The organism is Brevundimonas sp. GW821-FHT12E07 (genome assembly GCF_058807035.1).
Genome location: NZ_JBXAQH010000002.1, coordinates 630,402 through 654,092, shown reverse-complemented (window position 1 = coordinate 654,092; position 23,691 = coordinate 630,402). Strand labels below are relative to the sequence as shown.

28 protein-coding genes are annotated in these 23,691 nt (G+C 67.8%); 18 read left to right on the top strand and 10 right to left on the bottom strand.

What is annotated here, in order from left to right; all coding sequences use genetic code 11:
* Positions 1-88: 88 nt before the first annotated feature.
* A complete protein-coding gene (glmU, locus tag AC1ROD_RS11415) occupies positions 89-1,441 on the top strand; it encodes a bifunctional UDP-N-acetylglucosamine diphosphorylase/glucosamine-1-phosphate N-acetyltransferase GlmU (protein ID WP_492948357.1) in 1,353 nt (450 codons plus the stop codon).
* On the opposite strand, the gene AC1ROD_RS11410 is transcribed toward glmU, so the two are convergent.
* Complete coding sequence (locus AC1ROD_RS11410) at positions 1,438-1,980, bottom strand: hypothetical protein (protein WP_492948356.1); 543 nt, start codon at positions 1,978-1,980, stop codon at positions 1,438-1,440. The genes glmU and AC1ROD_RS11410 overlap by 4 nt on opposite strands.
* A 67-nt stretch (positions 1,981-2,047) precedes the next feature.
* On the opposite strand from AC1ROD_RS11410, the gene rpiA reads away from it, so the two are divergent.
* The 4 genes from rpiA to AC1ROD_RS11390 all read left to right on the top strand — a co-directional run bounded on the left by rpiA (position 2,048) and on the right by AC1ROD_RS11390 (position 5,967).
* Positions 2,048-2,731 carry a ribose-5-phosphate isomerase RpiA gene (rpiA, locus tag AC1ROD_RS11405; RefSeq protein ID WP_492948355.1) on the top strand — a complete coding sequence of 228 codons (684 nt, stop codon included), beginning with the start codon at positions 2,048-2,050 and terminating at the stop codon, positions 2,729-2,731.
* Between the two features lie 17 nt (positions 2,732-2,748).
* A complete protein-coding gene (locus tag AC1ROD_RS11400) occupies positions 2,749-3,018 on the top strand; it encodes a hypothetical protein (protein ID WP_492948354.1) in 270 nt (89 codons plus the stop codon).
* A gap of 60 nt (positions 3,019-3,078) precedes the next feature.
* On the top strand, positions 3,079-4,476 hold the full coding sequence (gor, locus tag AC1ROD_RS11395) for a glutathione-disulfide reductase (protein ID WP_492948353.1): 1,398 nt from the start codon (positions 3,079-3,081) through the stop codon (positions 4,474-4,476).
* 120 nt (positions 4,477-4,596) lie between these two features.
* On the top strand, positions 4,597-5,967 hold the full coding sequence (locus AC1ROD_RS11390) for a class II 3-deoxy-7-phosphoheptulonate synthase (protein ID WP_492948352.1): 1,371 nt from the start codon (positions 4,597-4,599) through the stop codon (positions 5,965-5,967).
* Positions 5,968-5,973: 6 nt separating this feature from the next.
* Here the strand turns inward: AC1ROD_RS11390 and AC1ROD_RS11385 are convergent, their stop codons facing one another.
* Positions 5,974-7,239, bottom strand: a complete 1,266-nt coding sequence (locus tag AC1ROD_RS11385; RefSeq protein ID WP_492948351.1) for an FAD-dependent oxidoreductase — start codon at positions 7,237-7,239, stop codon at positions 5,974-5,976.
* Between the two features lie 151 nt (positions 7,240-7,390).
* Between AC1ROD_RS11385 and AC1ROD_RS11380 the strand changes: the two genes are divergently transcribed.
* From AC1ROD_RS11380 to AC1ROD_RS11370, 3 genes are all read left to right on the top strand, one after another.
* The gene (locus AC1ROD_RS11380) at positions 7,391-7,972 is read left to right on the top strand and encodes a prephenate dehydratase domain-containing protein (protein WP_492948350.1); all 582 of its coding nucleotides are present in this window, start codon (positions 7,391-7,393) and stop codon (positions 7,970-7,972) included.
* Positions 7,973-8,260: 288 nt separating this feature from the next.
* Positions 8,261-9,052, top strand: coding sequence for a chorismate mutase (locus AC1ROD_RS11375; protein WP_492948349.1), 792 nt, complete (start codon positions 8,261-8,263; stop codon positions 9,050-9,052).
* A gap of 87 nt (positions 9,053-9,139) precedes the next feature.
* The gene (locus AC1ROD_RS11370; RefSeq protein ID WP_492948348.1) at positions 9,140-9,616 is read left to right on the top strand and encodes a Gmad2 immunoglobulin-like domain-containing protein; all 477 of its coding nucleotides are present in this window, start codon (positions 9,140-9,142) and stop codon (positions 9,614-9,616) included.
* Here AC1ROD_RS11370 and panC read toward each other — a convergent pair.
* On the bottom strand, positions 9,613-10,470 hold the full coding sequence (panC, locus tag AC1ROD_RS11365; RefSeq protein ID WP_492948452.1) for a pantoate--beta-alanine ligase: 858 nt from the start codon (positions 10,468-10,470) through the stop codon (positions 9,613-9,615). The two genes, AC1ROD_RS11370 and panC, sit on opposite strands and share 4 nt — an antisense overlap.
* Before the next feature lie 111 nt (positions 10,471-10,581).
* On the opposite strand from panC, the gene AC1ROD_RS11360 reads away from it, so the two are divergent.
* From AC1ROD_RS11360 to AC1ROD_RS11345, 4 genes are all read left to right on the top strand, one after another.
* A complete protein-coding gene (locus tag AC1ROD_RS11360; protein ID WP_492948347.1) occupies positions 10,582-11,277 on the top strand; it encodes a hypothetical protein in 696 nt (231 codons plus the stop codon).
* A 128-nt stretch (positions 11,278-11,405) separates the two neighbouring features.
* Positions 11,406-12,248 (top strand): division plane positioning ATPase MipZ, encoded by an 843-nt coding sequence (locus AC1ROD_RS11355; protein WP_492948346.1) that lies wholly within the window; start codon positions 11,406-11,408, stop codon positions 12,246-12,248.
* Positions 12,249-12,258: 10 nt separating this feature from the next.
* Positions 12,259-12,690, top strand: a complete 432-nt coding sequence (locus AC1ROD_RS11350) for a J domain-containing protein (RefSeq protein ID WP_492948345.1) — start codon at positions 12,259-12,261, stop codon at positions 12,688-12,690.
* A 97-nt stretch (positions 12,691-12,787) separates the two neighbouring features.
* Positions 12,788-13,339, top strand: coding sequence for a hypothetical protein (locus tag AC1ROD_RS11345; protein WP_492948344.1), 552 nt, complete (start codon positions 12,788-12,790; stop codon positions 13,337-13,339).
* On the opposite strand, the gene AC1ROD_RS11340 is transcribed toward AC1ROD_RS11345, so the two are convergent.
* A complete protein-coding gene (locus tag AC1ROD_RS11340) occupies positions 13,320-14,879 on the bottom strand; it encodes a D-alanyl-D-alanine carboxypeptidase (protein ID WP_492948343.1) in 1,560 nt (519 codons plus the stop codon). The genes AC1ROD_RS11345 and AC1ROD_RS11340 overlap by 20 nt on opposite strands.
* A gap of 355 nt (positions 14,880-15,234) precedes the next feature.
* Between AC1ROD_RS11340 and AC1ROD_RS11335 the strand changes: the two genes are divergently transcribed.
* Positions 15,235-15,705: a phasin family protein gene (locus AC1ROD_RS11335; RefSeq protein WP_492948342.1), complete on the top strand. Its 471-nt coding sequence runs from the start codon at positions 15,235-15,237 to the stop codon at positions 15,703-15,705.
* Between the two features lie 79 nt (positions 15,706-15,784).
* On the opposite strand, the gene AC1ROD_RS11330 is transcribed toward AC1ROD_RS11335, so the two are convergent.
* The 5 genes from AC1ROD_RS11330 to AC1ROD_RS11310 all read right to left on the bottom strand — a co-directional run bounded on the left by AC1ROD_RS11330 (position 15,785) and on the right by AC1ROD_RS11310 (position 18,174).
* The gene (locus tag AC1ROD_RS11330; RefSeq protein WP_492948341.1) at positions 15,785-16,306 is read right to left on the bottom strand and encodes a nuclear transport factor 2 family protein; all 522 of its coding nucleotides are present in this window, start codon (positions 16,304-16,306) and stop codon (positions 15,785-15,787) included.
* Positions 16,307-16,429: 123 nt separating this feature from the next.
* Positions 16,430-17,152 (bottom strand): DUF4386 domain-containing protein, encoded by a 723-nt coding sequence (locus AC1ROD_RS11325; protein ID WP_492948340.1) that lies wholly within the window; start codon positions 17,150-17,152, stop codon positions 16,430-16,432.
* Between the two features lie 35 nt (positions 17,153-17,187).
* Positions 17,188-17,634 carry a hypothetical protein gene (locus AC1ROD_RS11320; RefSeq protein ID WP_492948339.1) on the bottom strand — a complete coding sequence of 149 codons (447 nt, stop codon included), beginning with the start codon at positions 17,632-17,634 and terminating at the stop codon, positions 17,188-17,190.
* On the bottom strand, positions 17,634-17,849 hold the full coding sequence (locus AC1ROD_RS11315; protein ID WP_492948338.1) for a hypothetical protein: 216 nt from the start codon (positions 17,847-17,849) through the stop codon (positions 17,634-17,636). The genes AC1ROD_RS11320 and AC1ROD_RS11315 overlap by 1 nt, the downstream gene beginning before the upstream one ends.
* A 10-nt stretch (positions 17,850-17,859) precedes the next feature.
* On the bottom strand, positions 17,860-18,174 hold the full coding sequence (locus AC1ROD_RS11310; RefSeq protein ID WP_492948337.1) for an ArsR/SmtB family transcription factor: 315 nt from the start codon (positions 18,172-18,174) through the stop codon (positions 17,860-17,862).
* 221 nt (positions 18,175-18,395) lie between these two features.
* On the opposite strand from AC1ROD_RS11310, the gene clpS reads away from it, so the two are divergent.
* The 3 genes from clpS (at position 18,396) to AC1ROD_RS11295 (ending at position 22,226) form a co-directional block, all read left to right on the top strand.
* A complete protein-coding gene (gene clpS, locus AC1ROD_RS11305) occupies positions 18,396-18,728 on the top strand; it encodes an ATP-dependent Clp protease adapter ClpS (protein ID WP_207932384.1) in 333 nt (110 codons plus the stop codon).
* 12 nt (positions 18,729-18,740) lie between these two features.
* The gene (gene clpA, locus AC1ROD_RS11300; protein WP_492948336.1) at positions 18,741-21,050 is read left to right on the top strand and encodes an ATP-dependent Clp protease ATP-binding subunit ClpA; all 2,310 of its coding nucleotides are present in this window, start codon (positions 18,741-18,743) and stop codon (positions 21,048-21,050) included.
* A 255-nt stretch (positions 21,051-21,305) separates the two neighbouring features.
* A complete protein-coding gene (locus AC1ROD_RS11295) occupies positions 21,306-22,226 on the top strand; it encodes an intradiol ring-cleavage dioxygenase (RefSeq protein ID WP_492948335.1) in 921 nt (306 codons plus the stop codon).
* A 79-nt stretch (positions 22,227-22,305) separates the two neighbouring features.
* Here the strand turns inward: AC1ROD_RS11295 and AC1ROD_RS11290 are convergent, their stop codons facing one another.
* On the bottom strand, positions 22,306-22,614 hold the full coding sequence (locus AC1ROD_RS11290) for a CsbD family protein (RefSeq protein WP_492948334.1): 309 nt from the start codon (positions 22,612-22,614) through the stop codon (positions 22,306-22,308).
* 129 nt (positions 22,615-22,743) lie between these two features.
* Between AC1ROD_RS11290 and AC1ROD_RS11285 the strand changes: the two genes are divergently transcribed.
* Complete coding sequence (locus AC1ROD_RS11285; RefSeq protein WP_492948333.1) at positions 22,744-23,097, top strand: phage holin family protein; 354 nt, start codon at positions 22,744-22,746, stop codon at positions 23,095-23,097.
* 3 nt (positions 23,098-23,100) lie between these two features.
* Entirely contained in the window at positions 23,101-23,673 is a 573-nt protein-coding gene (locus AC1ROD_RS11280; protein ID WP_492948332.1) for a DUF4287 domain-containing protein, read from the top strand.
* Positions 23,674-23,691 lie beyond the last annotated feature (18 nt).

Below are 23,691 nucleotides of genomic sequence, written 5' to 3'. Positions count from 1 at the left end.
GCCCTCGTTGATTGCCGGTGGAGGATGCCGGTTTTCGCCGCCCGCGCCACCCTGTAGAGATCGACAGCTATTCTTACCGGATCGACTCATGACCACCCATCCCAGAGCCGCCATCATTCTCGCCGCCGGACAGGGCACGCGGATGAAGTCGCCGCTGCCCAAGGTGCTGCACCCGGTCGGGCATCGCGCCATGCTGGACCACGCCATCGATGCGGCGGAGGCCCTGGGCTGCGAGCGGATCGTGGTGGTGGTGGGGTCGCACTCGCCCGAGGTCCGCGCCCATGTCGTCAAACGGCTGGGCGAGGACGCCATCGCCGTGCAGGACCCGCCGCTGGGCACCGGCCACGCCGTGCGCGCCGCCGAGGCCGTGCTGGGCGACTTCGTGGGTCAGGTGGTGGTCACCTACGGCGACGTGCCCCTGCTCAAGGCCGCCGACATCGAGCCGGTGTTCCAGAACCATGACGGGGTCACCGTCATCGGCTTCGAGGCGCGCGATCCCGGCGCCTATGGCCGGCTGGTCATGGACGGCGAGACCCTGACCGCCATTACCGAGGCCAAGGAGGCGTCGGCGGAGGTTCTGGCCATCACCGCCTGCAACTCGGGCGTCATGGCGGCGCCCGTGGGGCTGCTGTTCTCGCTGCTGGCCGAGGTGAAGAACGAGAACGCCAAGGGCGAATACTATCTGACCGACGTGGTCGAGCTGGCGCGAAAACGCGGCGCCCCGACGCGGGCGGTGTTCGCGGGCGAGGATCAGGTCATGGGGGTGAACGCCCAGGGCGAGCTGGCCCAGGCTGAGGCCCTGTTCCAGCAAGTTCAGCGCGAGACCTTCCTGGCCGCCGGGGTGACGATGAGCGCGCCCGAGACCGTCCATTTCGCCTGGGACACCGAAGTCGGGGCGGGCACGACGATCGAGCCCTTCGTCATCTTCGGCCCCGGCGCGAAGATCGCCGAACGGGTCCGCATCCGCGGCTTCAGCCATATCGAGGGGGCGACGGTGGCCTCCGGCGCCGAGGTCGGCCCCTATGCCCGGCTGCGGCCCGGCGCGGCCCTGGGCGAGGACGTGAAGGTCGGCAATTTCGTCGAGGTGAAGAATGTGGCCATGGCCAGGGGCGCCAAGGCCAATCACCTGAGCTATCTGGGCGACGGCTCGGTCGGGGCGGGCGCGAACATCGGCGCGGGCACGATCTTCTGCAACTACGACGGCTTCAACAAGGCGAAGACCGTGGTGGGGGACGGGGCCTTCGTCGGCTCCAACTCGGCGCTGGTGGCGCCGGTGACCATCGGGGCGGGCGCCATCGTCGGCTCGGGCTCGGTGATCGTCGAGGACGTCCCCGCCGACGCCCTGTCTCTCGCGCGCGGGCGTCAGGTGAACAAGGACGGCGCCGGCGCGGCCTTCCGCGAGAAGGCGGCGGCGATCAAGGCGGCGAAGAAGAAGGCCTAGCCGCCTACCCGCGTATAGCCCGCAGGCGTCTTCACGCAGGTCGCGACCAGCGGATGTTCGACGAAGGTCGGCGGCGGTGCATTGGAGGCCTTGTCGGTGACCGTGGTCTTGCACTTGTTGTCGCTGAAGGTCTGGACGAGCGCATAGCTGTGACCGGCCTCGGGGACGAAGCTGACGACATTGACGCACTGGGTGTTGGTGTAGAGGCCGCCCGGGCCGACCGGGAAGATGTCCGCCAGCAGATGCACCCGCTCGCCGCCCGCAAGTCGGAAGGACTTCGAACCGAGCGTCATCGGATCATAGGAAGAGATGCGCAGCGCCTCGGCGCAGTCCGGACCGCTGGCCCAGGACACCATCTCTCCCGTGCCGAACCGGCCCAGTTCCGGGTCACGCAGGTAGTCGATGCTGGCGGTGGTCGGGGAAGCCGCCGGCTGGACGAAAACCGTCTCGCAGGCCGTCACGCCGAGGCCCAGTCCGGCGATCGTGAGCGCGGCCTTGAGGCGTGCGACCGTTCCCGACGTTCGGTTGTGCTTTCCCATTGCTCTCTCCCCCGATAAAGCGCGGGGAGCCAGCCACGAATCCTTCCCCGTCGCAAGCGAGTTCCCGATGTCCGATCTGCAGAAGCAACGCGCAGGCGAGGCCGCCGCCGAACGGGTCGAGGCCGGGATGGTGGTCGGACTGGGCACCGGCTCGACGGCGGCCTGGTTCGTCAAGGCGCTGGCGGCGCGGGGTCTGAAGGATCTGCGCTGCGTCCCGACGTCCGAGAAGACCGCCGATCTGGCCCGCGAGCTGGGCCTGCCGCTGGTGTCGCTGGAGGATGTGTCGAAGATCGACCTGACCGTGGACGGCGCCGACGAGGTCGGGCCGGGGCTGGCCCTGATCAAGGGCGGCGGCGCGGCCCTGCTGCGCGAGAAGCTGGTCTGGGAGGCGTCGAAGAGCTGCATCGTCATCGCCGATGCGGCCAAGGTGGTGCCGGTGCTGGGGACCTTCCCCCTGCCGATCGAGGTCGTGGCCTTCGGGCACAAGACGACCGGGAACCGTATCGCCGACGTCCTGCTGGACCATGAGATCATCATGCCCGCCCGCGCCCGCACGGCCGACCGGGGTCTGGTGCGCACCGATGGCGGCAATCTGATCTATGACGCCAAATGCGTGGCGATCCACGACCCGGTGCGGCTGGCCGACGACCTGAAGCTGATCACGGGGGTGGTCGAGCACGGCCTGTTCCTGGATCTGGCGGATGAGGCGATCATCGGCAAGGATGACGGGATCGAGGTCCTGCTGCCGTAAGGAGACGACGATCGGCGATGTACGGTGTCGGCGCTATCCTTTTCTGGATCGTGAGCGCAGTCGTCGGGCTGGCGAGCCTGACCGCGATACGCCGTCGCCTGCCGGTGAGAGTTCTGGTCGCCGGGGGCCTCGGGCTGTTCATCGTCTTTGCCCTGCCGGGCTTTGATGATGCCGATCCGGTGGTCGGTTGGCTGATAGCGCCACCCGTGTTTGGGCTGGCGGCTTTGGCCTGCATCATTCTTGCGATGGGGCCGCGAAAGGCCGAGGCCACACCTCCGCAATCCTAGGCTTGGTTTTCGGCGGAAGCGGCTTAAATGCCGGGTACTCTTCAACGTGCTGGACACCTCATGCCCGAGACCTACGACTACGACCTCTTCGTCATCGGGGCGGGCTCCGGCGGGGTGCGGGCGGCGCGGCTGACGGCGCTGGGCGGCAAGCGGGTGGCCATCGCGGAAGAGTTCCGGGTCGGCGGCACCTGCGTGATCCGGGGCTGCGTGCCCAAGAAGTTCATGGTCATGGCCAGTGACTTCGCCCACGATTTCAAGATCGCCGAAGGCTATGGCTGGACCATCGACGCCAGCTTCGACTGGCCGAAATTCCTCGAGGCCAAGGACGTCGAGATCGCGCGCCTGTCGGGCATCTATGCCGCCAATCTCGGCAAGGCCGGGGTCGATCTGGTCAATGGACGGGCGGTCCTGACCGACGCTCATACGGTCAAGGTGACGAAGCGCGACGGTTCGGACGGCGGCACCTTCACCGCCGAGCGGATCCTGATCGCCACGGGCGGCCGGCCCTGGGTTCCGGAGACGATGACGGGCATCGAGCATGTCATCACCTCGGAAGAGGCCTTCCACCTGCCGGAACTGCCCAAGCGCATCCTGATCGCGGGCGGCGGCTATATCGCGGTGGAGTTCGCGGGCATCTTCGCCGGGCTCGGCGTCGAGACGACGCTGGTCTATCGCGGGCCGAACATCCTGCGTGGCTTCGACGACGACGTGCGGGCCCACCTGGCCGGCGAGATCGAGAAGCGCGGCATCAAGGTCATCCTGGGCTGCCAGCACTCCAGCATCGAGAAGACCGAGACGGGGCTGGTGAACCACCTCGAGAACGGCATGACCATCGAGACCGACGTGGTCATGTTCGCCACCGGCCGCATTCCCTACGTCAAGGATCTGGGGCTGGAGAAGGCGGGCGTCGAGCTCAGCGACAACGGCGCGATCAAGGTCGATGAGCTGTCGAAGACGACGGCGGACAACATCTGGGCCATCGGCGATGTGACCGACCGGATGAACCTGACGCCGGTCGCCATCCGCGAGGCCGTGGCCTTCCACCAGACGGTCTACAAGAACAATCCGCAGCATTTCGACTATGAGGCCGTGGCCACGGCGGTCTTCTCCCAGCCGCCGGTCGGCGTCGTGGGCCTGTCGGAGAACGAGGCGCGCCATACCTGCAAGGGCGAGGTCGACGTCTATCTGACGCGGTTCCGGCCGATGAAATACGCCTTCACGGGCTCGGACGAGCGGGTGCTGATGAAGCTGGTCGTCGACGCCGACAGCCAGAAGGTCATCGGCGTCCACATCGTCGGGCCCGAGGCGCCGGAGATGATCCAGCTGGCCGCCATCGCCGTGAAGGCCGGCCTGACCAAGGCCCAGTGGGACGCCACCTGCGCCGTCCACCCGACCATGGCCGAGGAACTGGTGACCCTGAAGGACAAGCAGACGCCGGCTTCGATGTCGGCGGGCTGACCGTCTGACAGAGCACGGTTGATGCGCGGCCCTGTGCCTCGCGGCCGTTCAGCTGAGCTGAGAGGCGTTTGTAGAGGTCATTCATTGTCCATCCGCCGCCTTCGGACTATGTAGCGCGGCATGAGTACCCGTTGGACCCCAGAGAGCTGGAGATCGAAGCCCGTCGCGCACATGCCGACGGACTATCCGGACGCGCGCGCCCTGGCCGCCGTCGAAGACGAACTGCGCGCGATGCCGCCGCTCGTGTTTGCCGGCGAGGCCCGCACCCTGACGTCCAAGCTCGCCCAGGTCGAAAAGGGCGAGGCCTTCCTGCTGCAGGGTGGCGACTGCGCCGAGAGCTTCAAGGAGTTCTCGACCGACAACATTCGCGACACCTTCCGCCTGATCCTGCAGATGGCCGTCGTCCTGACCTTCGCGGGCCGCAAGCCGGTGGTGAAGGTCGGCCGTATCGCCGGCCAGTTCGCCAAGCCGCGCTCGTCCCCGGTGGAAGAGATCGGCGGCGTCGAGCTGCCGTCCTATCGCGGCGACAACATCAACGGTTCGGGCTTCACCCTGGAAGAGCGGCTTCCCGATCCCCAGCGGCTGATCAAGGCCTACAACCAGTCGGCCTCGACGCTGAACCTGCTGCGCGCCTTCGCCAGCGGCGGTTATGCCGACCTCTACAACATCCACCGCTGGACCCTGGGCTTCGCCGACAACGGCGCGGGCGCCCAGTACCGCGAGCTGGCTGACAAGATCACCGAGGCCCTGGCCTTCATGGAGGCCGTCGGGGTCACGCCCGAGACCCATCCGGACCTGAGCCGCGTCGAGGTCTTCACCTCGCACGAGGCCCTGCTGCTGAACGTCGAGAGCGCCCTGACGCGTCTGGACGGCGGTTCGGGCGAATGGTTCGACACCTCGGCCCATATGCTGTGGATCGGCGAGCGCACCCGTCAGCTTGACGGCGCCCACGTCGAGTTCATGCGCGGCATCAAGAACCCGATCGGGGTGAAGTGCGGCCCAACCATGGAGCCGGACGACCTGCTGCCATTGCTGGACAAGCTGAACCCCGACAATATCTCGGGCCGGATGACGGTCATCGGCCGCTTCGGTCACGACAAGGTCGGCAAGCGCCTGCCCAACCTGATGAAGGCGGTCAAGGACAGCGGCCACAAGGTGATCTGGTCGATCGACCCGATGCACGGCAATACCCTGAAGGCCGACAACGGTTACAAGACCCGGCCCTTCGACCGGATCATGACCGAGGTCCGCACCTTCATCGACGTGGCCGAGGCCGAGGGCGTGCACCCCGGCGGCGTGCACCTTGAGATGACCGGCCAGAACGTCACCGAATGCATCGGCGGGGCCACCGCCGTGACCGAGGACGATCTGTCGAGCCGCTACCACACCCACTGCGACCCGCGCCTGAACGCCGACCAGGCGCTGGAGCTGGCCTTCCTGGTGGCCGAGCGGCTGAAGGTCGGGCGTCAGAACCAGTCGCGCGCCGCCTGAAGCCGCTCAGGCGCTGAAGGCTTTAGCGAACAGCGGGGCGGCCCTTTCGATGGCCGCCTCGGCTTCGGCGCGGTCGGCGGTCTCGTTGTCGAGGCCGTAGCCGAACATGTCGCCGCCACGCAGGGCCTGGACCCCGATGCCGTCCGGTCGTGAGACCAGGCCGACGCCGTTGTAGTAGAGGCTGTACCGGACCTCCGGCTGGGGCGGGAGCCAGGCCATCTGGCCGCGCACCGGGATGATGCTGTCGTCACCGAACAGGGCCCGCGCGCCGTAGCCCGTACAGTTGACGACGACCGGCTCCTTCAGGGTCGCGAGGTCGGCCGGGGTGTTGAAGACGCGCTGCTCGATGCGGCCGCCCTCGGCGATGAAGTCGGCCATCAGCCGGTGGCCCAGCTCGGCGATGTTGAACTGCATGTTCGAGGTCTGGCGCGCGGAGGCGACCGGGAAGGGATGCTGATCCGGCGTCAGGGCGTGCGAACGGGGCGTAATGTCGCGCAGACGTCCCTCATAGTCGGCGAAGCGGATGACGCCGGGCGGTGGCGGCGGGGTCGAGGCGGTCACAGTCGGGTCCGACGAGGGTGGCGCAGGCGGGCCTGACGGTTCGGTCGAGGGCGCCGTGTCGGACAGGATGTAGCGGTCGAGGAAGGCGACGGGCTCGCCCGGCTGGCCGACGTATGTCTGGTGTACGGCCCAGGAGGCGCGGGCCATCTGTTCCCACAGGGCGGGGAATCCGGCGTCGACCCTGTTCTCGTCGGCGATGCGGGAGGAGGGCGTCCAGGTCCCGGTGGCCCGGGCCGAGCGGGTCTGGGGCAGGCGGTCGGCGGCGTAGATGGTCACCTTCGCCCCCGCGCGCTGCAGGGTCGTGGCGGCGGTGAGGCCCAGCGCGCCGCAGCCGATGACCGCGATGTCCGTCGTGCCGCCCGCCATGGCCAGGTCGCGCACGATCTGGGCCGAGCCCCAGGACAGGGACCAGCCCGAGCCGCCGTGGCCATAGTTGTGCACCACCCGCTTGTCGCCGATCCGCTCGGCCTCGATACGCGGTCCGGCGGCGCGGAACGGGCGCAGGCAGACGGTCATGCGGGTGATCCGGTCGGCCCGGAGGTTGATCGGGGCCAGGGGCGGAACAATGAAGCGCGGCGTCGGGGTGATCAGGCCGGAAGCAGGGGAGGGCGCGGTGGCGGCGCTCGTCACGCACCCTGCCAGACCGCTCGCGCCGAGGCCTCCCAGGCCCATCAGGACCAGACGACGGCTCTTCAGCATGGCGTCCGTCATCTGGCGTTCCCTCGAAGTCTTGGCGATGTTCGAGGCTTAGCGGGAATGTCGGGGCTTGTCCCGCGCGCCCGGGCGCCGCAAAGGCGATGCGTTGTGGACGCGTTGCGGACACCGCGTCCGGATGTCATGCCGGATCAAGGCGAGAAGACAGATGACCACCCCCGCTGCTCCAACCGAAGATGTCGCCAACGCCCGGGTGGCGTTCCAGGGCGCGCCCGGCGCCTTCAGCCACGAGGCCTGCGTCGCGCTGCGGCCGTGGGACGAGGCCGTGCCGTTCGAGACCTTCGCCGAGGCTCTGGCGGCGGTTCGGGACGGCGACTGCGACATGGCCCTGATCCCGATCGAGAACTCGACCATCGGGGCGGTGGAGCCGGCGGCGACCCTGGTGCGCGAAGCGGGCTTCGAGACCCTGGCCGACGTCTGGCGGCCGATCCGCCACTGCCTGATGGCGATCGAGGGCGCGCGGATGGCCGACATCCGCACCATCGAAAGCCACCCCATCGCGCTCGATCAGTGCCGCGAGACCCTGTCTCACATCAATGCGAAGATCGTCGTCGCCTTCGACACCGCCGGCGCCGCCCGCGACGTCGCCGAGGCCGGGGATCGCAGCCGTGCGGCCCTGGCCCCCATGGCCGCGGCAGAGGTTTACGGGCTGTCGATTCTGCGTCACGACCTGCAGGATTCCGCCGATAACCGGACGCGTTTTGTCCTGCTGGGGGCGCAAAAGGGTTGACGACGCACGATCGTTGCGTGTCTTAAGACCCTACGGGCCGCCCTGGTCCGCGATTGGACCCTCCCATGTCCCCGCTGCGCGCTTCTGTTCTGACCCTTTCGACCCGTTCGCGCGCGGTTGCCGGCTTTTATTTTAGCGGCTCCTATTACGGCTTTCGATACGCCGGCTGAGGCCTCGAGCGCTCTTCGCTCCTGACAGCCTCACCGGCGACCGCTCGGACCCCGAGCGGCTGCGCGTCTGTTCGCACCCTCCCATCGAAATTCCCGTATTTGCGAAAGCCCTTCTTAAATGACCGTCTCCACCCTGAATCCGAATTCCAATCTCAAGCAGGTCTGGCCCGCTGACATGAATCCTGCCGACATGACGCCCGAACAGATGGCTCTGGCCGCCCTGCGTCACGAGATCGATCTGATCGACGACCAGCTGCTGGAACTGTTCGAGCGCCGTCTCGCCATCGCCGCCAGCGTCGGCAAGGCCAAGGACGCCCCGCACGGCCCGCACACCAAGCTGCGCCCCGACCGCGAACAGACCGTGCTGGGCCGGGTGCTCAGCCAATGCCAGCCCGAGAACGCCGAGGCCGTCGCTGGCCTGTGGCGCGAGATCGTCGGCTGGGGTCTGGCCCGTCAGGGCACGCTGCAGGTCCAGGTCTGGGCCCCCAACGACCCGACCCGCGCCTTCGACGGCGCCCGCCAGCGCTTCGGCATGGCCGCCGACATCCGCATGGTCCGCGACCCGCAGGCGGCGCTGGCCTTCGCCGCCGAGGGCCACGGCGTCGCCGTCCTGGCCATCAACACCGACGACGCCTGGTGGGTGGGCCTGCGCCGCGAATGGTCCAGCCTGTCGGTGTTCGATGGTTTCGGCCTGGGCGGCGGCCAGCCGACCGCGCTCGCCGTCGGCAAGATCGACCCGCCGGCCCTGCCGACCGGCCGCCGCGTGGTGGTCGCCGCCGGCGGTGATGCGGGCGACGGCGGCGGCGCGCGCCGCTGGGGCCTGGCGACCGACCACGGCTGGACCCTGGCCCTGACCGACGCCGATCTGGCCCCGGGCGAGGTCGAAGGCTGCGTCGGCGCGATCGGCTGAGGCCCTTCGCCAAGCCTTGACGCGACCACAGTCAGGGACGAGCGTTCCCGAACGGGCGGCTGCGGTCGTCAGGTTCGGGAACCGTCCATGCGTCAACACCTTGTCCTCGGCGCCCTGATGCTGGGTTTGGTCGCCTGCGGTCAGCCCACGAAGGCCCCGGCGCCGTCCGACGCCCCGTCTGCTCCGGCGGAAGCCGCTGCGCCGTCTCCGGCCGTGGCCTGGCCGGCCGGGTTCAGCGTGAGCGCGCCGACGCCCGGGGCAACGACCACCAGCCCGCTGACGGTCACGGGCGTGGCGCCGAACGACTGGTATTTCGAGGCGGTGTTCGACGCCGTCCTGCTGGACGCGGACGGCAATATCCTGATCCAGGCGCCGGCCCAGGCCCAGAGCGACTGGACCAAACCCGGCCCCGTGCCGTTCAAGGCGGTGCTCAGCTATGCCGTTGATGAGACCCAGACGGGGACGGTGGTCCTGACCGAGGATCAGACCGGCAAGGGCGAGGACGGCGACGACGCCCCGCTGCGCGAGGTGCGGATCCCGGTGACCCTGACCGCGAGCCGTTAGACCGGCATATTGTCGATCAGCCGCGTCCTGCCGATCACGGCGGCGACGAGGATGCGGGCAGGGCCGTCCACCACGCCGTCCGCGAAGACCGACAGGTCGTCGGCGCGGCGCACGGCGACATAGTCGACGCGGTCGAACCCGGCCTTGAGGATGGCGCCATAGGCGTCGCGCTCAACGGCGGCTAGGGGGCGCTTGGCGGCAGCCTGATCGGCGGCCTGACGCAGGATCACATTCAACTGACGCGCTACGGCCAGCTCGGCCTCGGACAGATAGGCGTTGCGCGAGGACAGGGCGAGGCCGTGGTCGTCGCGCAGGGTGGGGCTGCCCACGATCCCGGTCGGGATGTCGAGGTCGGCGGCCATGCGGCGCACCACCATCAGCTGTTGCCAGTCCTTTTCGCCGAAGACGGCGACGTCGGCCTGGACCTGATTGAGCAGTTTGGAGACGACCACGGCGACGCCGCCGAACATGGCCGGGCGGAACTCGCCCTCCAGCCCCTGTGACGGCCCGCCCTTCGTGGCGTCGCCGACCGTGACCGAGGTGACGAAGCCGGCCGGGTACATCTCCGCGACCGTCGGGGCGAACATGACGGCGCCGCCGGCGGCGGTCAGAAGCTCGGCGTCGCGGGCCTCCTGACGCGGATAGGTGCCCAGATCCTCATGGGCCGCGAACTGGGTCGGATTGACGAAGACGCTGGTCACCACCCGGTCCGTGCGGCGCAGCGCCTCCCTGACCAGGGTCAGGTGTCCCTCGTGCAGGGCGCCCATGGTGGGAACCAGACCGACCGTCAAACCTTGCTTTCGCCAGTCCCGCACAACCGCGCGCAATTCGCTCACGGTGCGGATGATCGGCAGGGTCTCAGGGTTTTCGGGGGTGGTTATGACGTTAACCCTTCGCTTTAAGCGTGTTCGTGAACGGCGTTTCAAAGCCTGTTTTGTAGGGTTGCGCTTATGACGCCCAGCAGAATGCTTCGTCCAGTCCTGGTTTCGTTCGCCCTGACGGGGGTCGGTCTCACGACCGCCTCCTGTGGAATGGTGGATGCGGACCCGCACCGGTTTGAGTCCATGGCCCAGAAGGTCGCCGACATCCGTCTGGATGGATCGGAGGCCCCGGCTTCTTCGGCGCCCGCTCCGGCGTCGCACCCCCTGACGGGAACCGCTGCCCAGTCCGGGCTGCGATCCGGTCTGCGGGTTGAGGTCATGGATCCGCATGAGTTGTGGGACGCCCGCGACGGGCTGACCCACGCGGTCCGCCAGGAGAGCGCCGCCGTCGCCGAGGCCGCCGCCCCGGCTGTGGCGAAGGCCGCCACCCAGGCCGCCATGGGAGCTGTCGTCCAGCAGGTGTCGACCCGCGCCGCCGAGGTCGCCCGTCCCGCCCGTAACGACGGGCTGCGGTCTGGCCTGTCCGCAGCGCCGACCACGACACGCACCACCATCCAGCTCGGCGCCTATTCCAGCGAGGCCGCGGCCCGGTCCGCCTGGACCACGGTCAAGGCCGGCGCTGCCCGGAACGCCCTGAACGGCCTGTCGCCGGTGTTCGAGCGGGTGACGGTCAATGGTCGAGCCCTGACGCGGCTGAAGGTCGCGGCCCCCACGGCCGCCGCAGTCGCCATCTGCCGCGCGGCCCAGGTCAGCGACCCGTGGTGTGCGCGTCAGGCGTAGGAAGAGGGCGGGATTGTCCGTCCACAGCTACGCATTAACCCTTCATTGACGTTCGCGGGAAACCGCCCGATTCTGGAACTCATTGACGACGCGTGAGTGAGTCGTCGCCAGCATCGGGTCATCGCAACATGGCGCAGCCTCAGGTCGTCGTCGTCGGCAATGAAAAGGGCGGGGCGGGCAAGTCCACCCTGGCCATCCACATCGTCGTGGGTCTGCTTCATGCGGGCCACAAGGTGGCGATCATCGACCTGGACCTGCGCCAGCGGTCCCTGTCGCACTTCTTCGCCAACCGCGCCGCCTGGACCGCCGCCAACGGCCACAGCCTGCCGATGCCGGTCGAGCCCGATCTGGGCGACGGCAAGGCCCTGGCCAAGGCGTCCGAAGACGACCAGATGGCGACCTTCGAGGCCGCCTACGCCCAGTGCGGCGAGGTCGACATCATCCTGATCGACACCCCCGGCGGCGACACCGCCCTGTCGCGCGCCGCCCATGCCCGCGCCGACCAGATCGTCACCCCGATGAACGACAGCTTCGTTGACTTCGACCTGCTGGGTCAGGTGGATCCGGTGACGCTGGAGCTGCTCAAGCCCTCCATCTATTCCGAGAGCGTCTGGGAGGCCCGCAAGCAGCGCGCCATCAAGGAAGGACGCCACGCCGCCATCGACTGGCTGGTGGTGACCAACCGCCTGGCCGTCGCCGAGGCCCGCAACCGCCGCCGTCTGGAAGAGCGCATGGCCAAGCTGGCCAAGCGGGTCGGCTTCCGCGTCGGGCCGGGCCTGCGCGACCGGGTCATTTATCGCGAGCTCTTCCCCTTCGGCCTGACGGTCGCGGACCTGTCCAACGACGTGCGCCCGGTGGCGGTGTCGCTGGCCCACGTCGCGGCGCGTCAGGAGATGCGCAACCTGATGCTGGCCATGGGTCTGGACCAGGCCTCGCTGGACAATCTGTCCGCGCTGGACGCGGCGGCCTAAGCCAAATCGCATGGGTCTGATCTGGCTGGCTCTGGCGGCGATCGCCGTCTGGGCCCTGGTCCGGCTGGGCCGACAATCCGAGAAACCGGGAAGAGGTCAGTGGCGCATCGCCGCGACGATCCTCGGCGCCGTCCTGCTGGCCGGGGCGGTGCTGGCGGGTTCGCACGGGGCGTATCTGGCGGCTGCGGGCATGGTGGCGGCGGGCGCCTATCTGATCTTCTCCTCGCGCATCCGCCCCCCGGCGCCCCCGAAGGCCGCCAAGCCCGAGCCGTTGTCGGAGGCTGAGGCGAGGGCCATTCTGGGCGTGTCGTCCACCGCCTCGAAAGCCGAGATCAACGAGGCCTGGCGCCGGTTGATGGGCCGCGCCCATCCCGATCAGGGCGGCACCGAAGGTCTGGCCGCGCGGGTGAATGCGGCGCGGGACCGGCTGCTGAAGCGGTAGCTCCCACCGAACGAACGCCGGCTGTGGCTCGCGGAGGTTGCGCGCGCGGTCTTCAGCGACATATCCATCAGGTTCTGGCTGGGGCGCAGCGTCACTGATGACCTCCGAAATCGAAGATTTCCTCTGCCGGGCGGCCGAAGCCGCTTCTCTCGGGAATTTGTGGGTCGCGCGGAGATATTCCCGCAAGGCGGAGCGTCTTTCCCGCAAGGCCGGCTTGCCCCGGCTTCAGGCCTTGGCTGCCGAAAAGCTGGCCGATCTTGCCTGTCGATACGAGGGGTTCGCCGAGGCTCTGACGTATATCGACATTGCAATCGAGGCCTGGGAGCAGGCTCAGGAGCCGGTTTGGCAAGCCCTCGCCCTCCTGGATCGGGCGAAGATTCTGGAAAAGGCGGACCGCTGGCATGAGGCGCGTCTGGCGTACCGCAGAGCGAGGGTCGCGCTGAAGGAGGTGGGGCGGTCCTACGAGGTCTTGAGCTGTGAGGGCGCGATCGAGCGTCTCGGAGACCGGATCGCCAGGCAAGCCCATGAAGACAGACGCGCCGGCGGGCGGAAGTCGACGCGGGGACGTTTCCTGAGTTCGCGCATGAGGAGGTTGATGGCGCCAGTCAGCCTCTGGACCGGGCGGCCGATCACGCCCCCGGACGAATGACCGAACAGGTGACGCGGCGGGCGGCCAGGGCCTCGCAGGCGTCCTCGGCCTTGGCCTGGGTCATGCCGGTGAAGCGCGAGCGGAACCAGCCGTCGTTGGACTGCACAGCGCGCTCGGCGTCGGTGAACTGCGCGCGGAAGCGGCGATTGACCTCGGTCAGCCAGTCGCGGGCGACGGACTCGCTGCGGAAGGCGCCGACCTGAACGGCCCAGCGGCCCGCGGGCGCGCGCGTCGGGGCGGCGGGACGCGTGGCCGCGGGCGGGGTGCGGGCCGGGGTCGTGGTGCGCGGGGCCGCGACGCCGCCGTTCAGGGAGGCGGTCAGGCTGGCCGGGTCGTTGGCGACGGCCCGGTTCTCCGGACGCGGGGCCGGGGCCGGAACCGGGGGCGGCTGGTTGGCGACGGCGGCGTAGCTGCGCGCCGTGCTCGGCAGGGGCGTTTCCGAACCGGCGACATGGATAGGCGAGGAGACCGGCGCGGTCGGGCGCGGCTGCGGACGCGGGGGCAGGGCGGTGTAGGCCACGGCGGTCGAGCCTTCGCCGTCCTCATCGTCGCGAACAGGAGAGCCGCGCTCGCCGTTCAGGGAGGCATAGGCGATCGGGGCCGTGCCGTCGGTCATTCCCGTGCCGTCGACGCCGAAGCCGCGTTGTTCGAAGAAGGTCTGGGCGACCTGGATGTTTTCACCCTGGGCCCGGCGGTTCTCGACCTCGAAGCCGGTGTTCATCAGTTCGGCGACATGGGCGTTGCGGGTGGCGCTGGAGCGGCCGCCCATGACGATGACGATGATCCGGCGATGGTTGCGCACCGCCGAGGCGGCTAGGTTGTAGCCCGAGGCGTTGGTGAAGCCGGTCTTGATGCCGTCATAGCCTTCGCCGCCCAGCAGCAGGCCGTTGGTGTTGCGGTAGTCGCGACCTTGGAAGGCCCAGTCGTGCAGGCCGAAGTAGCTGTAATACTGGGGGTAATCGCGCATGATCGCGCGGGCCAGGATGGCCAGGTCGCGGGCCGAGGTGACCTGGCGGCTGTCGGGCAGGCCGTTCGGATTGACGTAGTTGGTCTGGGTCATGCCCAGCTGGCGGGCCTTGAGCGTGGCCATGGCGGCGAACCGGGCCTGGGAGCCGCCGACGTGCTCGGCCAGGACCATGGCCATGTCGTTGCACGACCGGACGGTGGTCGCGCGCATGGCGTCATCGAAGCGGATGGTCTGGCCGGCGGCGAGGCCCAGCTTGGACGGCGGCTGGGAGGCGGCGAGGGGGGAGACGGTGACGATGTCGTCCAGCTTGACGCGTCCGGCCTCAAGCGCCTCGAACGTCAGATACAGGGTCATCATCTTGGTGACCGAGGCGGGGTAGCGGGGGCTGTCGGCGCGGCGCGCGAACAGGACCTCGCCCGTCTGGGCGTCGACGACGATGGCGGCGTAGCGGGCGTTGTCCGACGACTGCGCCTCGACCATCGACGAGATCGGCGACAGGGGCGAAACCGAGACGGCTGTCACCGCCAGAACGGCCATGACGCCGACGACGATGCGACGGAAGAAAGCGGTCATCGGCAACCGAATAGCCTCGTAACTGTGACGTCCCTGTGGCCAGGGACGCAACGCGAATGTCGGGCGGCCCCCCGGCGCAATGGGTGAGACCCTAGCATGGGGTTTGCGGGTTTCGCGGTGGTTAACGAGGTCTCAACGGAGATTTGAACGTTTCGCGTGCGACACGAAAGCTGAGCCGTTTCCGTCGCCTGACAGGTTATCGATGATCATATTGTGCACTGCACAAAAATCCTTGACCCGTGTTCGCACATGCACCATATGAGCCCTGTCGCGAGGGAGCCTTCCGTCGCGAGAGCAATCAACACGGGTCCGTCGAAACGAACGGGGCCCGATCACCGGGTTCAGGAGACTTCACATGGCCGACACCGCCGAAGCCGTCAAAAAGACCGTCGAACAAACCGCCGCCAGCACCAAGGCCCAGGCCGAGAAGGTCCAGGCCGCCGGCGCCCAGGCCTTCAAGGACGGTCTGGAAAAGACCACCGCCTCGCTGAGCGAGCTGGGCGCCCAGTCCAAGCTGAACCTCGACGCCGTGGTCGCCTCGACCACCGCCGCCCAGAAGGGCGCTGAGGCCCTGTCGGCCCAGGCCCTGTCCTACGGCAAGTCGAGCTGGGAAAACGGCGTCGCCGCCGCCCAGACCTTCGCCAAGGCCCGTTCGGTCCAGGAGCTGATCGAGCTGCAGACCAGCTTCACCAAGTCGGCCATGGAGGTCTACATGGCCGAAATGACCAAGATGACCGAGACCCTGACCTCGTCGGTCAAGGACAGCTTCAAGCCGATCAACGAGCGCGTCACCGCCTCGGTCGAAAAATTCCAGGCCGCTCGCTGAGCCGTCTGCACCTTTAGTAGCGTACCAGTTCCGAGTACCAGAAGGGTCCGGCGCGAAAGCGCCGGGCCCTTTTGTTTGCTCAGGGTTCCGACGCCGCCGCATGATCGATGCTGAAGGCGCGCGACAGTCGCCACTGGCCGTCGGCTTCCAGCTTCCAGAACATCGAGAATCGGGCCCGGCCGACCAGCTTCTCCGGCCCATCGCCCTGGCGTTCATAGAAGAGATGGGTCCCTTCTTCGACGGCGCCCGCGCCGGGGATGGCGTAGACCCGCATCGAACCGGGCACGAGCACGCGCCGCGAGCGGTAAGCATCGGGGGCCTTCTTCGCCTCGCAGCCTTTTTGATAGTCCGCGACGAAGGCCGTCCGCGTCGACATCAGCCCGCCGCGGTCGTGGTAGAACTCCATGTCCTCCGTCACCAGATCGGCCAGGGCCGCCGGGTCGCAGTCGTCGAACATCACGCGGAACAGGACGGCGTCCCGATCTCCAATGGCGGCGCTCAGGGCCGGTTCGGCCGGGACGGTCACGGCGGCGGGAGGGGCGGCCGCATCCAGACCGGGCAGGGCCAGCATCAGGGTGAGAAAAACAGTGGCAATGGTCATCGGTTCGTCTCCGCCGTCGCAGCTCACGGCGAGGCTCACGATGTGTCCACGGAACGCCGGAGTCCCGTGAATCTTTGGTCATGGCCGGCCTTGGGCTGGACCTAAGCGCGACTCGGCCCGCCGTCAGGCCTGATCTCGCGCGATCGAGTCCTGGCGCTCTTCCCATTTGCGGACGTTCACGCCCCGGATCAGCAGCCACAGGCAGAAGCTCGTCTCGCCCACCAGCACGGGCAGCAGGATGGCCGGGCTGATCATGCGGGCGAACGACGGCGCCAGAAGTTCGGCGAAGGAGGCGACGAGGTAACAGAGGCCGGCGATCTGCATCAGGACGCCGATGAACCGCGGCAGATAGCCGGATCGCCAGATCAGCGTTCCGCTGACGAGACAGGCGGCGCCAAAGAAGATCAGGGCGATGTTGAACGCCACGCCGTGGGCCGTCAGGGCGAAGGTCGCCATGGCCTCGGACAGGGCGCCGCCGGACCCGCCGGAGGCGAGCGGCACGACCATCAGCTGGAACATCTTGCTGACCGCCTCCACCGCGAGGGAGGCGAGGTTGAGCAGCAGGAACAGCAGGGCCAGCCCGCGTCCGGCCGGCCGGAGCAGCATATATTCGATCCAGAGCTGGACCACGGCGATCAGGGGGATGACGAGGTTCGCCGCCAGGCCCCAGGTCCAGAGCGACGAATGGGCGAGAATCGCCCGGATCGTCCCTGCGTCGTCGCCCGGAACCGTCACGGTGTTCATGACGATGCCCTCGGCGAGCGCTCCCGCCACGATGACGACGAGATAGATGGCGCCGGCGAGGCGGGCGTAGGCGAGCGGGCGGTGGCGAATATCGAAGGGCATGAACGGTCCGGATCGGGGAGGGGGCGGCGTCTGGCTCAGCGCCAGCGATCGCCGCGCGCCGTGATGAAAAGGGAAACGACCCGGGGCCAGGGCGTCACGATGGGGAAGACCACGACCAGCAGGCAGGCCGACAGGGTGGACCAGGCGCCGTCGTCCATCTGGCCCGCGATCAGGCGCGGCGCGGCGACGAAGCCCAGCCAGAGCGCTTTCCAGAGCATCTCGAAAAACAGAAGCGGTAGCATGCGGACGGGATAGCGCAGGCCGAGAAGCGCCAGCAGGCCGATCGCGCCCAGCATGCACTGGACCACGCCTTCCATCAGCTCCCAGTCCGAATGGTCCGTCAGGATCCCGGGCCAGACCTGGACACCCAAGCCCACGGCCAGCAGAAGATAGCCGGCGCGCAATCCATACAGCCGCCAGAGGGGCAGCGGCGCGTCTTCAGGACGGGCCACGAGGCCGGGTGTGAGGGCGGCGTCGGCCACTATTCGACGTCCTTGAGGATCTTCTCGATGCTCTCGAGCCGTGCCTGCATGTCGGCCAGGTGGGCGCGGGTGCTCTCGGCCAGGGCCCTGTAGGCCTCGTGCTGATCGGTCTTCGCCTTCGCCTGACGGATCAGGGCGAAGTAGCGCATGCCGAACACCAGAAGGATGGTTCCGAGCGGCAGGCAGATCGTCAGGAGGTAGAGATGTTCTGACACGGGTGGTCTCCTATTTTTCCGTCTTGGCCGTCAGGGAGGCGGCGGCGTCCATGATGGACACGGGTGTGATTTCCAGGTGGAAGGGCGCGATCTCGAAGTAGTTGAGCGCCTTGCCCTCCGACGAGAGTTCGAGGTGGCTCTTCACGAGGCCGGCCTCTTCCAGCTTGTTCAGATGCAGATGCAACAGGGGGCGGCTGATGCCGATCTCCCGCGCCAGCTGGCTGACATAGTTGCGCCCCCCCTTCTGCAGGGCGGCGAGCACCCGCAGCCGGTGCGGGTTGTCCAGGGCCGACAGGACAGTCAGCAAACGATCACCCGGGGTCATAATGCATCCGTCCTTTCATGTGTAAGAAATATCTGACGTATGAAAGGTGTCAAGCCGCTTTTCGGATGTTCGGGCATGGAGGGGGAAGGCCCGGCGGACACGGCGGCGGCCGAGTTTCGGGGGCCTGAACGGCGTTCACGAAACCCGTGACTGGACGAGGCTTAAAAACCGTCGAACACTGCCTATCTAGTGTTTCGACTCCCCGAAACTCCGGAATGCGAATGCCGTCACAAAGGCCAGGTGATCAACAGGGTGGAGGCCTCGGCGCCACCACGATCACCGAAACAAAGCCCAAGCTTCAGAAGCCCTCGCTCTATCGGGTGCTGATCCTGAACGACGACTACACGCCCATGGAATTCGTCGTCTATGTGCTGGAGCGGTTCTTCCAGAAGAGCCGCGAAGACGCGACCCGCATCATGCTGCATGTGCACCAGCATGGCGTCGGGGTGTGCGGCGTCTTCACCTACGAAGTGGCCGAAACCAAGGTCGCCCAGGTGGTCGAGACGGCGCGCCGTCACCAGCATCCGCTGCAATGCACGATGGAAAAAGACTGAGAGGATCTCCCCATGCCCTCATTTTCACGTCCTCTCGAAGACACGCTGCAACGTGCCCTGGTTTACGCCAACGAGCGCCGTCATGAGTACGCGACGCTCGAGCACCTTCTGCTGGCGCTGATCGACGACCCCGACGCCACGGCGGTGATGACCGCCTGCAACGTCGATCTCAAATCCCTCAAGACCGCCCTGACGCTCTACGTCGACACCGATTTGGCGGCTCTGGCCACCTCGGACGGCGACGACGCCAAGCCGACGGCCGGCTTCCAGCGCGTGATCCAGCGTGCGGTGATCCACGTCCAGTCCTCGGGCCGGGAAGAAGTGACCGGCGCCAACGTCCTGGTCGCCATCTTCTCCGAGCGCGAAAGCCACGCCGCCTACTTCCTGCAGGAGCAGGACATGACGCGGTACGACGCGGTCAACTTCATCGCCCACGGCATCGCCAAGAAGGCCGGGTCCGCCGAGGCCCGTCCCGCCAAGGGCTCCTCGCCTGAGGAGGCCGAGGACGCGGCCGCCGTCAAACAGGGTGGCGAGGCGCTGGAAGCCTATTGCGTCGACCTCAACGAGAAGTCGAAGAAGGGCAAGATCGACCCGCTCATCGGCCGTCACGCCGAGGTCGAGCGCGCCATCCAGATCCTGTGCCGGCGCACCAAGAACAACCCGCTGCTGGTCGGCGAACCCGGCGTCGGCAAGACGGCCATCGCCGAAGGTCTGGCTCGCAAGATCGTCAATCACGAGGTCCCGGCCGTGCTGGAAGGCGCGACCATCTACAGCCTCGACATGGGCGCCCTGCTGGCCGGGACGCGCTATCGCGGCGACTTCGAGGAGCGGCTGAAGCAGGTCGTCAAGGAACTCGAGAACCACGAGAACGCCATCCTGTTCATCGACGAGATCCACACGGTGATCGGCGCGGGCGCGACCTCGGGCGGGGCCATGGATGCCTCCAACCTGCTCAAGCCGGCCCTGGCCTCGGGCAGCCTGCGGTGCATGGGCTCGACGACCTACAAGGAGTACCGCCAGCATTTCGAGAAGGACCGGGCCCTAGTCCGGCGCTTCCAGAAGATCGACGTCAATGAGCCGACGGTCGAGGACTCGATCAAGATCCTGCGCGGCCTCAAGGCCTCGTACGAGAGCCACCACAAGCTGCGCTACACCGAGGCGGCCATCCGCTCGGCGGTCGAGCTGTCGGCCCGCTACATGACCGACCGCAAACTGCCGGACAAGGCGATCGACGTCATCGACGAGGCCGGCGCCTCGCAGATGCTGCTGGCCGAATCGAAGCGGAAGAAGGTCATCGGTCAGAAGGAGGTCGAGGCCGTCATCGCCAAGATGGCCCGCATCCCGCCGAAGTCGGTCTCCAAGTCCGACGTCGAGGGCCTGCGCGAGCTGCAGACCGACCTGAACCGCGCCGTCTTCGGTCAGGATGCGGCGATCGAACAGGTCTCCTCGGCCATGAAGCTGGCGCGGGCGGGTCTGCGCGATCCGCAGAAGCCGATCGGCTCCTTCCTGTTCGCCGGCCCGACCGGCGTGGGCAAGACCGAGGTGGCCAAGCAACTCGCTTCGACCCTGGGCATCGAGATGCTGCGCTTCGACATGTCGGAATACATGGAGCGGCACACCGTCTCGCGTCTGATCGGCGCCCCTCCGGGCTATGTCGGCCATGACCAGGGCGGCCTGCTGACCGACGCCGTCGACCAGCACCCGCACGCCGTGGTCCTGCTGGACGAGATCGAGAAGGCTCACCCCGACGTCTACAACATCCTGCTGCAGGTGATGGACAACGGGATGCTGACCGACGCCATCGGCAAGAAGGTCGACTTCCGCAACGTGGTCCTGATCATGACCACAAACGCGGGGGCCGCCGACAACGCCCGGGCCTCGATCGGCTTCGGCCGCGGCAAGGTCGAGGGCGAAGACGACAAGGCCATCCAGCGCCTGTTCGCGCCGGAGTTCCGCAACCGTCTGGACGCCATCGTCAGCTTCAAGCCGCTGCAGCCCGAGACCATCCGTCAGGTGGTGACCAAGTTCGTCCTGCAGCTGGAAGCCCAGCTGGCGGATCGCAACATCACCATCGAACTGTCGGACGATGCGGCCGACTGGCTGGCCAAGAACGGCTTCGACGAACTGTACGGCGCGCGCCCCCTGGGCCGGGTTATTCAGGAGAACATCAAGAAGCCGCTGGCCGACGACATCCTGTTCGGACGCCTCACGCGCGGCGGCCACGTCAAGGTCTTGCTCAAGGACGGCAAGATCGCCTTCGACATCGCCTCGGCAAGCGGCGAAGCGGTCAAGGAAGCCGCTGACGAGGAACAGGCGGTCTGATCAAAATCCTCCCCCTTTGGGGGAGGTGGCGCGGCGCTCTTCGCGCCGTGACGGAGGGGGCGATCCAGACACGGTGTGCGTGGCTGGCCCCCTCCACCGCTTCGCGGTTCCCCTCCCCCAATGGGGGAGGATCAAGAAGGCCCCGGTGGAAACACCGGGGCCTTTTTCTTTGTTTGTCTTCGGCGTTTCGGCGGTGAAACACGCGCGGCTCGTGGGGTCTTTAAGGCTCGGATCCTGATTGAAGAGAGTGCGCCCGTGCCTGAAGACACCAGGATCAACATCGCCCTGTCCCGCCGTCACGCCCTGACCGGGGGCCTTTTCGGGGGCCTGGCCGCCGTCGCCGGGCCGGCGAGCGCTCGCACGACGACGGCCGCGGACGAGGTCTGTCTGATCACGCCCCAGGCGACGCAGGGTCCCTACTGGTTCGATCCGAAGCTGGAGCGGGGCGACATCACCGAGGGCCGCAAGGGCCTGCCGCTCCGCATCGCGATCAAGGTGCTGGAGGGGGCGACCTGCGCGCCGATCCGGGACGCCCGCGTCGACGTCTGGCACTGCGATGCCCAAGGCGTCTACTCCGGCTATGAAGGGCAGGGGCCGACCGGCACGACCAGGGGCGAGACCTTTCTCCGCGGGCATCAACCGACGGGCGCCGACGGCGTCGCGAAATTCCTGACCGTCTATCCGGGCTGGTATCAGGGCCGGACGCCCCATGTGCATGTGAAGGTCTTCCTCGACGAGGAAGGGACGACCAACGTCCTGACCTGCCAGCTCTTCTTCCCCGACGCCCTGAGCGAATGGCTGTTCTCCAACGCCCCCGACTATGTGCGCGAGGGCCAGACGCGCGACACCCTGAACCGCACCGACGGTATCGCCCAGGGGCAGGGGTACTCGACCTTCGGCGCCATCAGCGAACAGGCCGATCACTATGCGATGACCGTGACCCTCGGCGTCGACCGGGCCGCGCGGTCGGAGGAGGCCGGCTTCGGCCCCGGAGGTCCCGGCGGTCCGCCCCCGGGGATGATGGGGCCGCCGCCGGGCGGGAATGGCCGTCCGTCGGGTCCGCCTCCGGGAGGCATGATGGGCCCGCCGCCGGGAGGAGAAGGCGGGCCGCCGCATCAGGAGGCTCTGACCGGCGCCGAGCGGATCGCGGCCATCCTGCCCAAGACCGCCAGCTGAAACTCAAAAGGCCCGGACGTCGCCGTCCGGGCCTTTACTTACCGACTGGGTCCCCGCCTTCGCGGGGATGAGCGGAGGATCAGCGGCGACGGCGGCCCGCGCCGGCCAGCAGCAGGCCGATGCCGGCGACGATGGCGGTGGTCAGGAAGGGCTTGCGGCGGGCGAAGTCGAGGCTGACGCGAGCGGGCTCCTGCAGGTCGCTCGGGGCCTTGCCGACGAAGCCGTCCAGGCCGTCGATGACCTTGCCGTAGCCGTCGAGGTATTTGCCCTTCACCTGATCCAGCTTGCCGTCGAGCTGAAGCTTGGAGTCGCCCGTCAGCTTGCCCAGACCTTCCTGCAGCTTGCCGCCGAGGTTCGAGAGGCCGCCGTTGATACGCTGATCGGTCATGGGGATGTCCTTTGGGAGAGAGGGGGTCGCACCCATAGTGCACGTGAACGATCGCGGTTCCAGCGCAGGTGAAGACGCCGCACAGGATCGGTGGCAGAGTGTTGAAATCCTCACAGACAGGCGCCCGTCATGCTGCGTTTTATCGCCCAGTTCCTCGTCACCGCCCTCGGCCTCTGGCTGGCCTCGCGGATCGTGCCGGGGGTGGGTTTTACCGACACCGGAACCCTGTTGCTGGCGGCCATCCTGCTGGGGATCGTCAACGCCATCGTGCGGCCGATCCTGACGGTCCTGACCTTCCCGATCACCGTCATCACCCTGGGCCTGTTCCTGCTGGTGGTGAATGCGGCGATGATCGGCCTGGTGGCGGTGCTGCTGAACGGCTTCGTGGTCAACGGCCTGGGCGCCGGGATCGGCGCGGCGATCATTACCGGCATCGTCAGCTGGCTGGCCGGCGCCTTCATCGGCAACGAAGGAAAGGCCTGAGCCTTGGCCGCTGTCCTGACCGAACGCCAGCAGAAGTGGTTCGCCACCGTTCAGGCGAACTTTGAAAAGAACACCGGCAAGCCCATGGCCGAGTGGCTCGAGATCATGAAGTCCTGTCCGGAAACGAAGCCGAGGGCCCAGATGGCCTGGCTGAAGGCCGAGCACGGGGTGCTCCAGAACAGCGCGGCCTTCATCCTCGACAGTATGAAACCAGACCAGGGCATGGGCTGGGACGAGCCCGACCTGCGCGCCGCCCTGTGGAAAGAGCCGGGTTCACTGGCGGTGCTGGAGGCGGTCGAGGCCGTCGCCGGCAGGCTGGACGGCGTCATCTCGGGCCAGAGGAAGGCCTTCACCTCCTTCTCGCGCGCGGTTCAGTTCGCAGCGGCGCGGCCGTTGAAGGGCGGTGGCCTGCTGCTGGGGCTCAAACTCGATCCCGCCGTCTCGCCGCGCCTGTCGCCCTCGGTGCGCAAGGAAAGCTGGTCCGAACGGCTGTCGGCAGTGGTCGAACTGACAGCGCCGGATCAGGTCGATGCGGATCTGGCCGCCCTGTTTGCACAGGCTGCTGACAACGGGTGAGGCGGGCGACCATCCGGC

Excerpts from the sequence above, each read along its gene's own strand:
- glmU (WP_492948357.1), top strand. The coding sequence starts at position 89 with ATGACCACCCATCCCAGAGCCGCCATCATTCTCGCCGCCGGACAGGGC.
- AC1ROD_RS11410 (WP_492948356.1), bottom strand. The coding sequence starts at position 1,980 with ATGGGAAAGCACAACCGAACGTCGGGAACGGTCGCACGCCTCAAGGCC.
- rpiA (WP_492948355.1), top strand. The coding sequence starts at position 2,048 with ATGTCCGATCTGCAGAAGCAACGCGCAGGCGAGGCCGCCGCCGAACGG.
- AC1ROD_RS11400 (WP_492948354.1), top strand. The coding sequence starts at position 2,749 with ATGTACGGTGTCGGCGCTATCCTTTTCTGGATCGTGAGCGCAGTCGTC.
- gor (WP_492948353.1), top strand. The coding sequence starts at position 3,079 with ATGCCCGAGACCTACGACTACGACCTCTTCGTCATCGGGGCGGGCTCC.
- AC1ROD_RS11390 (WP_492948352.1), top strand. The coding sequence starts at position 4,597 with ATGAGTACCCGTTGGACCCCAGAGAGCTGGAGATCGAAGCCCGTCGCG.
- AC1ROD_RS11385 (WP_492948351.1), bottom strand. The coding sequence starts at position 7,239 with ATGACGGACGCCATGCTGAAGAGCCGTCGTCTGGTCCTGATGGGCCTG.
- AC1ROD_RS11380 (WP_492948350.1), top strand. The coding sequence starts at position 7,391 with ATGACCACCCCCGCTGCTCCAACCGAAGATGTCGCCAACGCCCGGGTG.
- AC1ROD_RS11375 (WP_492948349.1), top strand. The coding sequence starts at position 8,261 with ATGACCGTCTCCACCCTGAATCCGAATTCCAATCTCAAGCAGGTCTGG.
- AC1ROD_RS11370 (WP_492948348.1), top strand. The coding sequence starts at position 9,140 with ATGCGTCAACACCTTGTCCTCGGCGCCCTGATGCTGGGTTTGGTCGCC.
- AC1ROD_RS11360 (WP_492948347.1), top strand. The coding sequence starts at position 10,582 with ATGCTTCGTCCAGTCCTGGTTTCGTTCGCCCTGACGGGGGTCGGTCTC.
- AC1ROD_RS11355 (WP_492948346.1), top strand. The coding sequence starts at position 11,406 with ATGGCGCAGCCTCAGGTCGTCGTCGTCGGCAATGAAAAGGGCGGGGCG.
- AC1ROD_RS11350 (WP_492948345.1), top strand. The coding sequence starts at position 12,259 with ATGGGTCTGATCTGGCTGGCTCTGGCGGCGATCGCCGTCTGGGCCCTG.
- AC1ROD_RS11345 (WP_492948344.1), top strand. The coding sequence starts at position 12,788 with ATGACCTCCGAAATCGAAGATTTCCTCTGCCGGGCGGCCGAAGCCGCT.
- AC1ROD_RS11340 (WP_492948343.1), bottom strand. The coding sequence starts at position 14,879 with ATGACCGCTTTCTTCCGTCGCATCGTCGTCGGCGTCATGGCCGTTCTG.
- AC1ROD_RS11335 (WP_492948342.1), top strand. The coding sequence starts at position 15,235 with ATGGCCGACACCGCCGAAGCCGTCAAAAAGACCGTCGAACAAACCGCC.
- AC1ROD_RS11330 (WP_492948341.1), bottom strand. The coding sequence starts at position 16,306 with ATGACCATTGCCACTGTTTTTCTCACCCTGATGCTGGCCCTGCCCGGT.
- AC1ROD_RS11325 (WP_492948340.1), bottom strand. The coding sequence starts at position 17,152 with ATGCCCTTCGATATTCGCCACCGCCCGCTCGCCTACGCCCGCCTCGCC.
- AC1ROD_RS11310 (WP_492948337.1), bottom strand. The coding sequence starts at position 18,174 with ATGACCCCGGGTGATCGTTTGCTGACTGTCCTGTCGGCCCTGGACAAC.
- clpS (WP_207932384.1), top strand. The coding sequence starts at position 18,396 with ATGCCGTCACAAAGGCCAGGTGATCAACAGGGTGGAGGCCTCGGCGCC.
- clpA (WP_492948336.1), top strand. The coding sequence starts at position 18,741 with ATGCCCTCATTTTCACGTCCTCTCGAAGACACGCTGCAACGTGCCCTG.
- AC1ROD_RS11290 (WP_492948334.1), bottom strand. The coding sequence starts at position 22,614 with ATGACCGATCAGCGTATCAACGGCGGCCTCTCGAACCTCGGCGGCAAG.
- AC1ROD_RS11285 (WP_492948333.1), top strand. The coding sequence starts at position 22,744 with ATGCTGCGTTTTATCGCCCAGTTCCTCGTCACCGCCCTCGGCCTCTGG.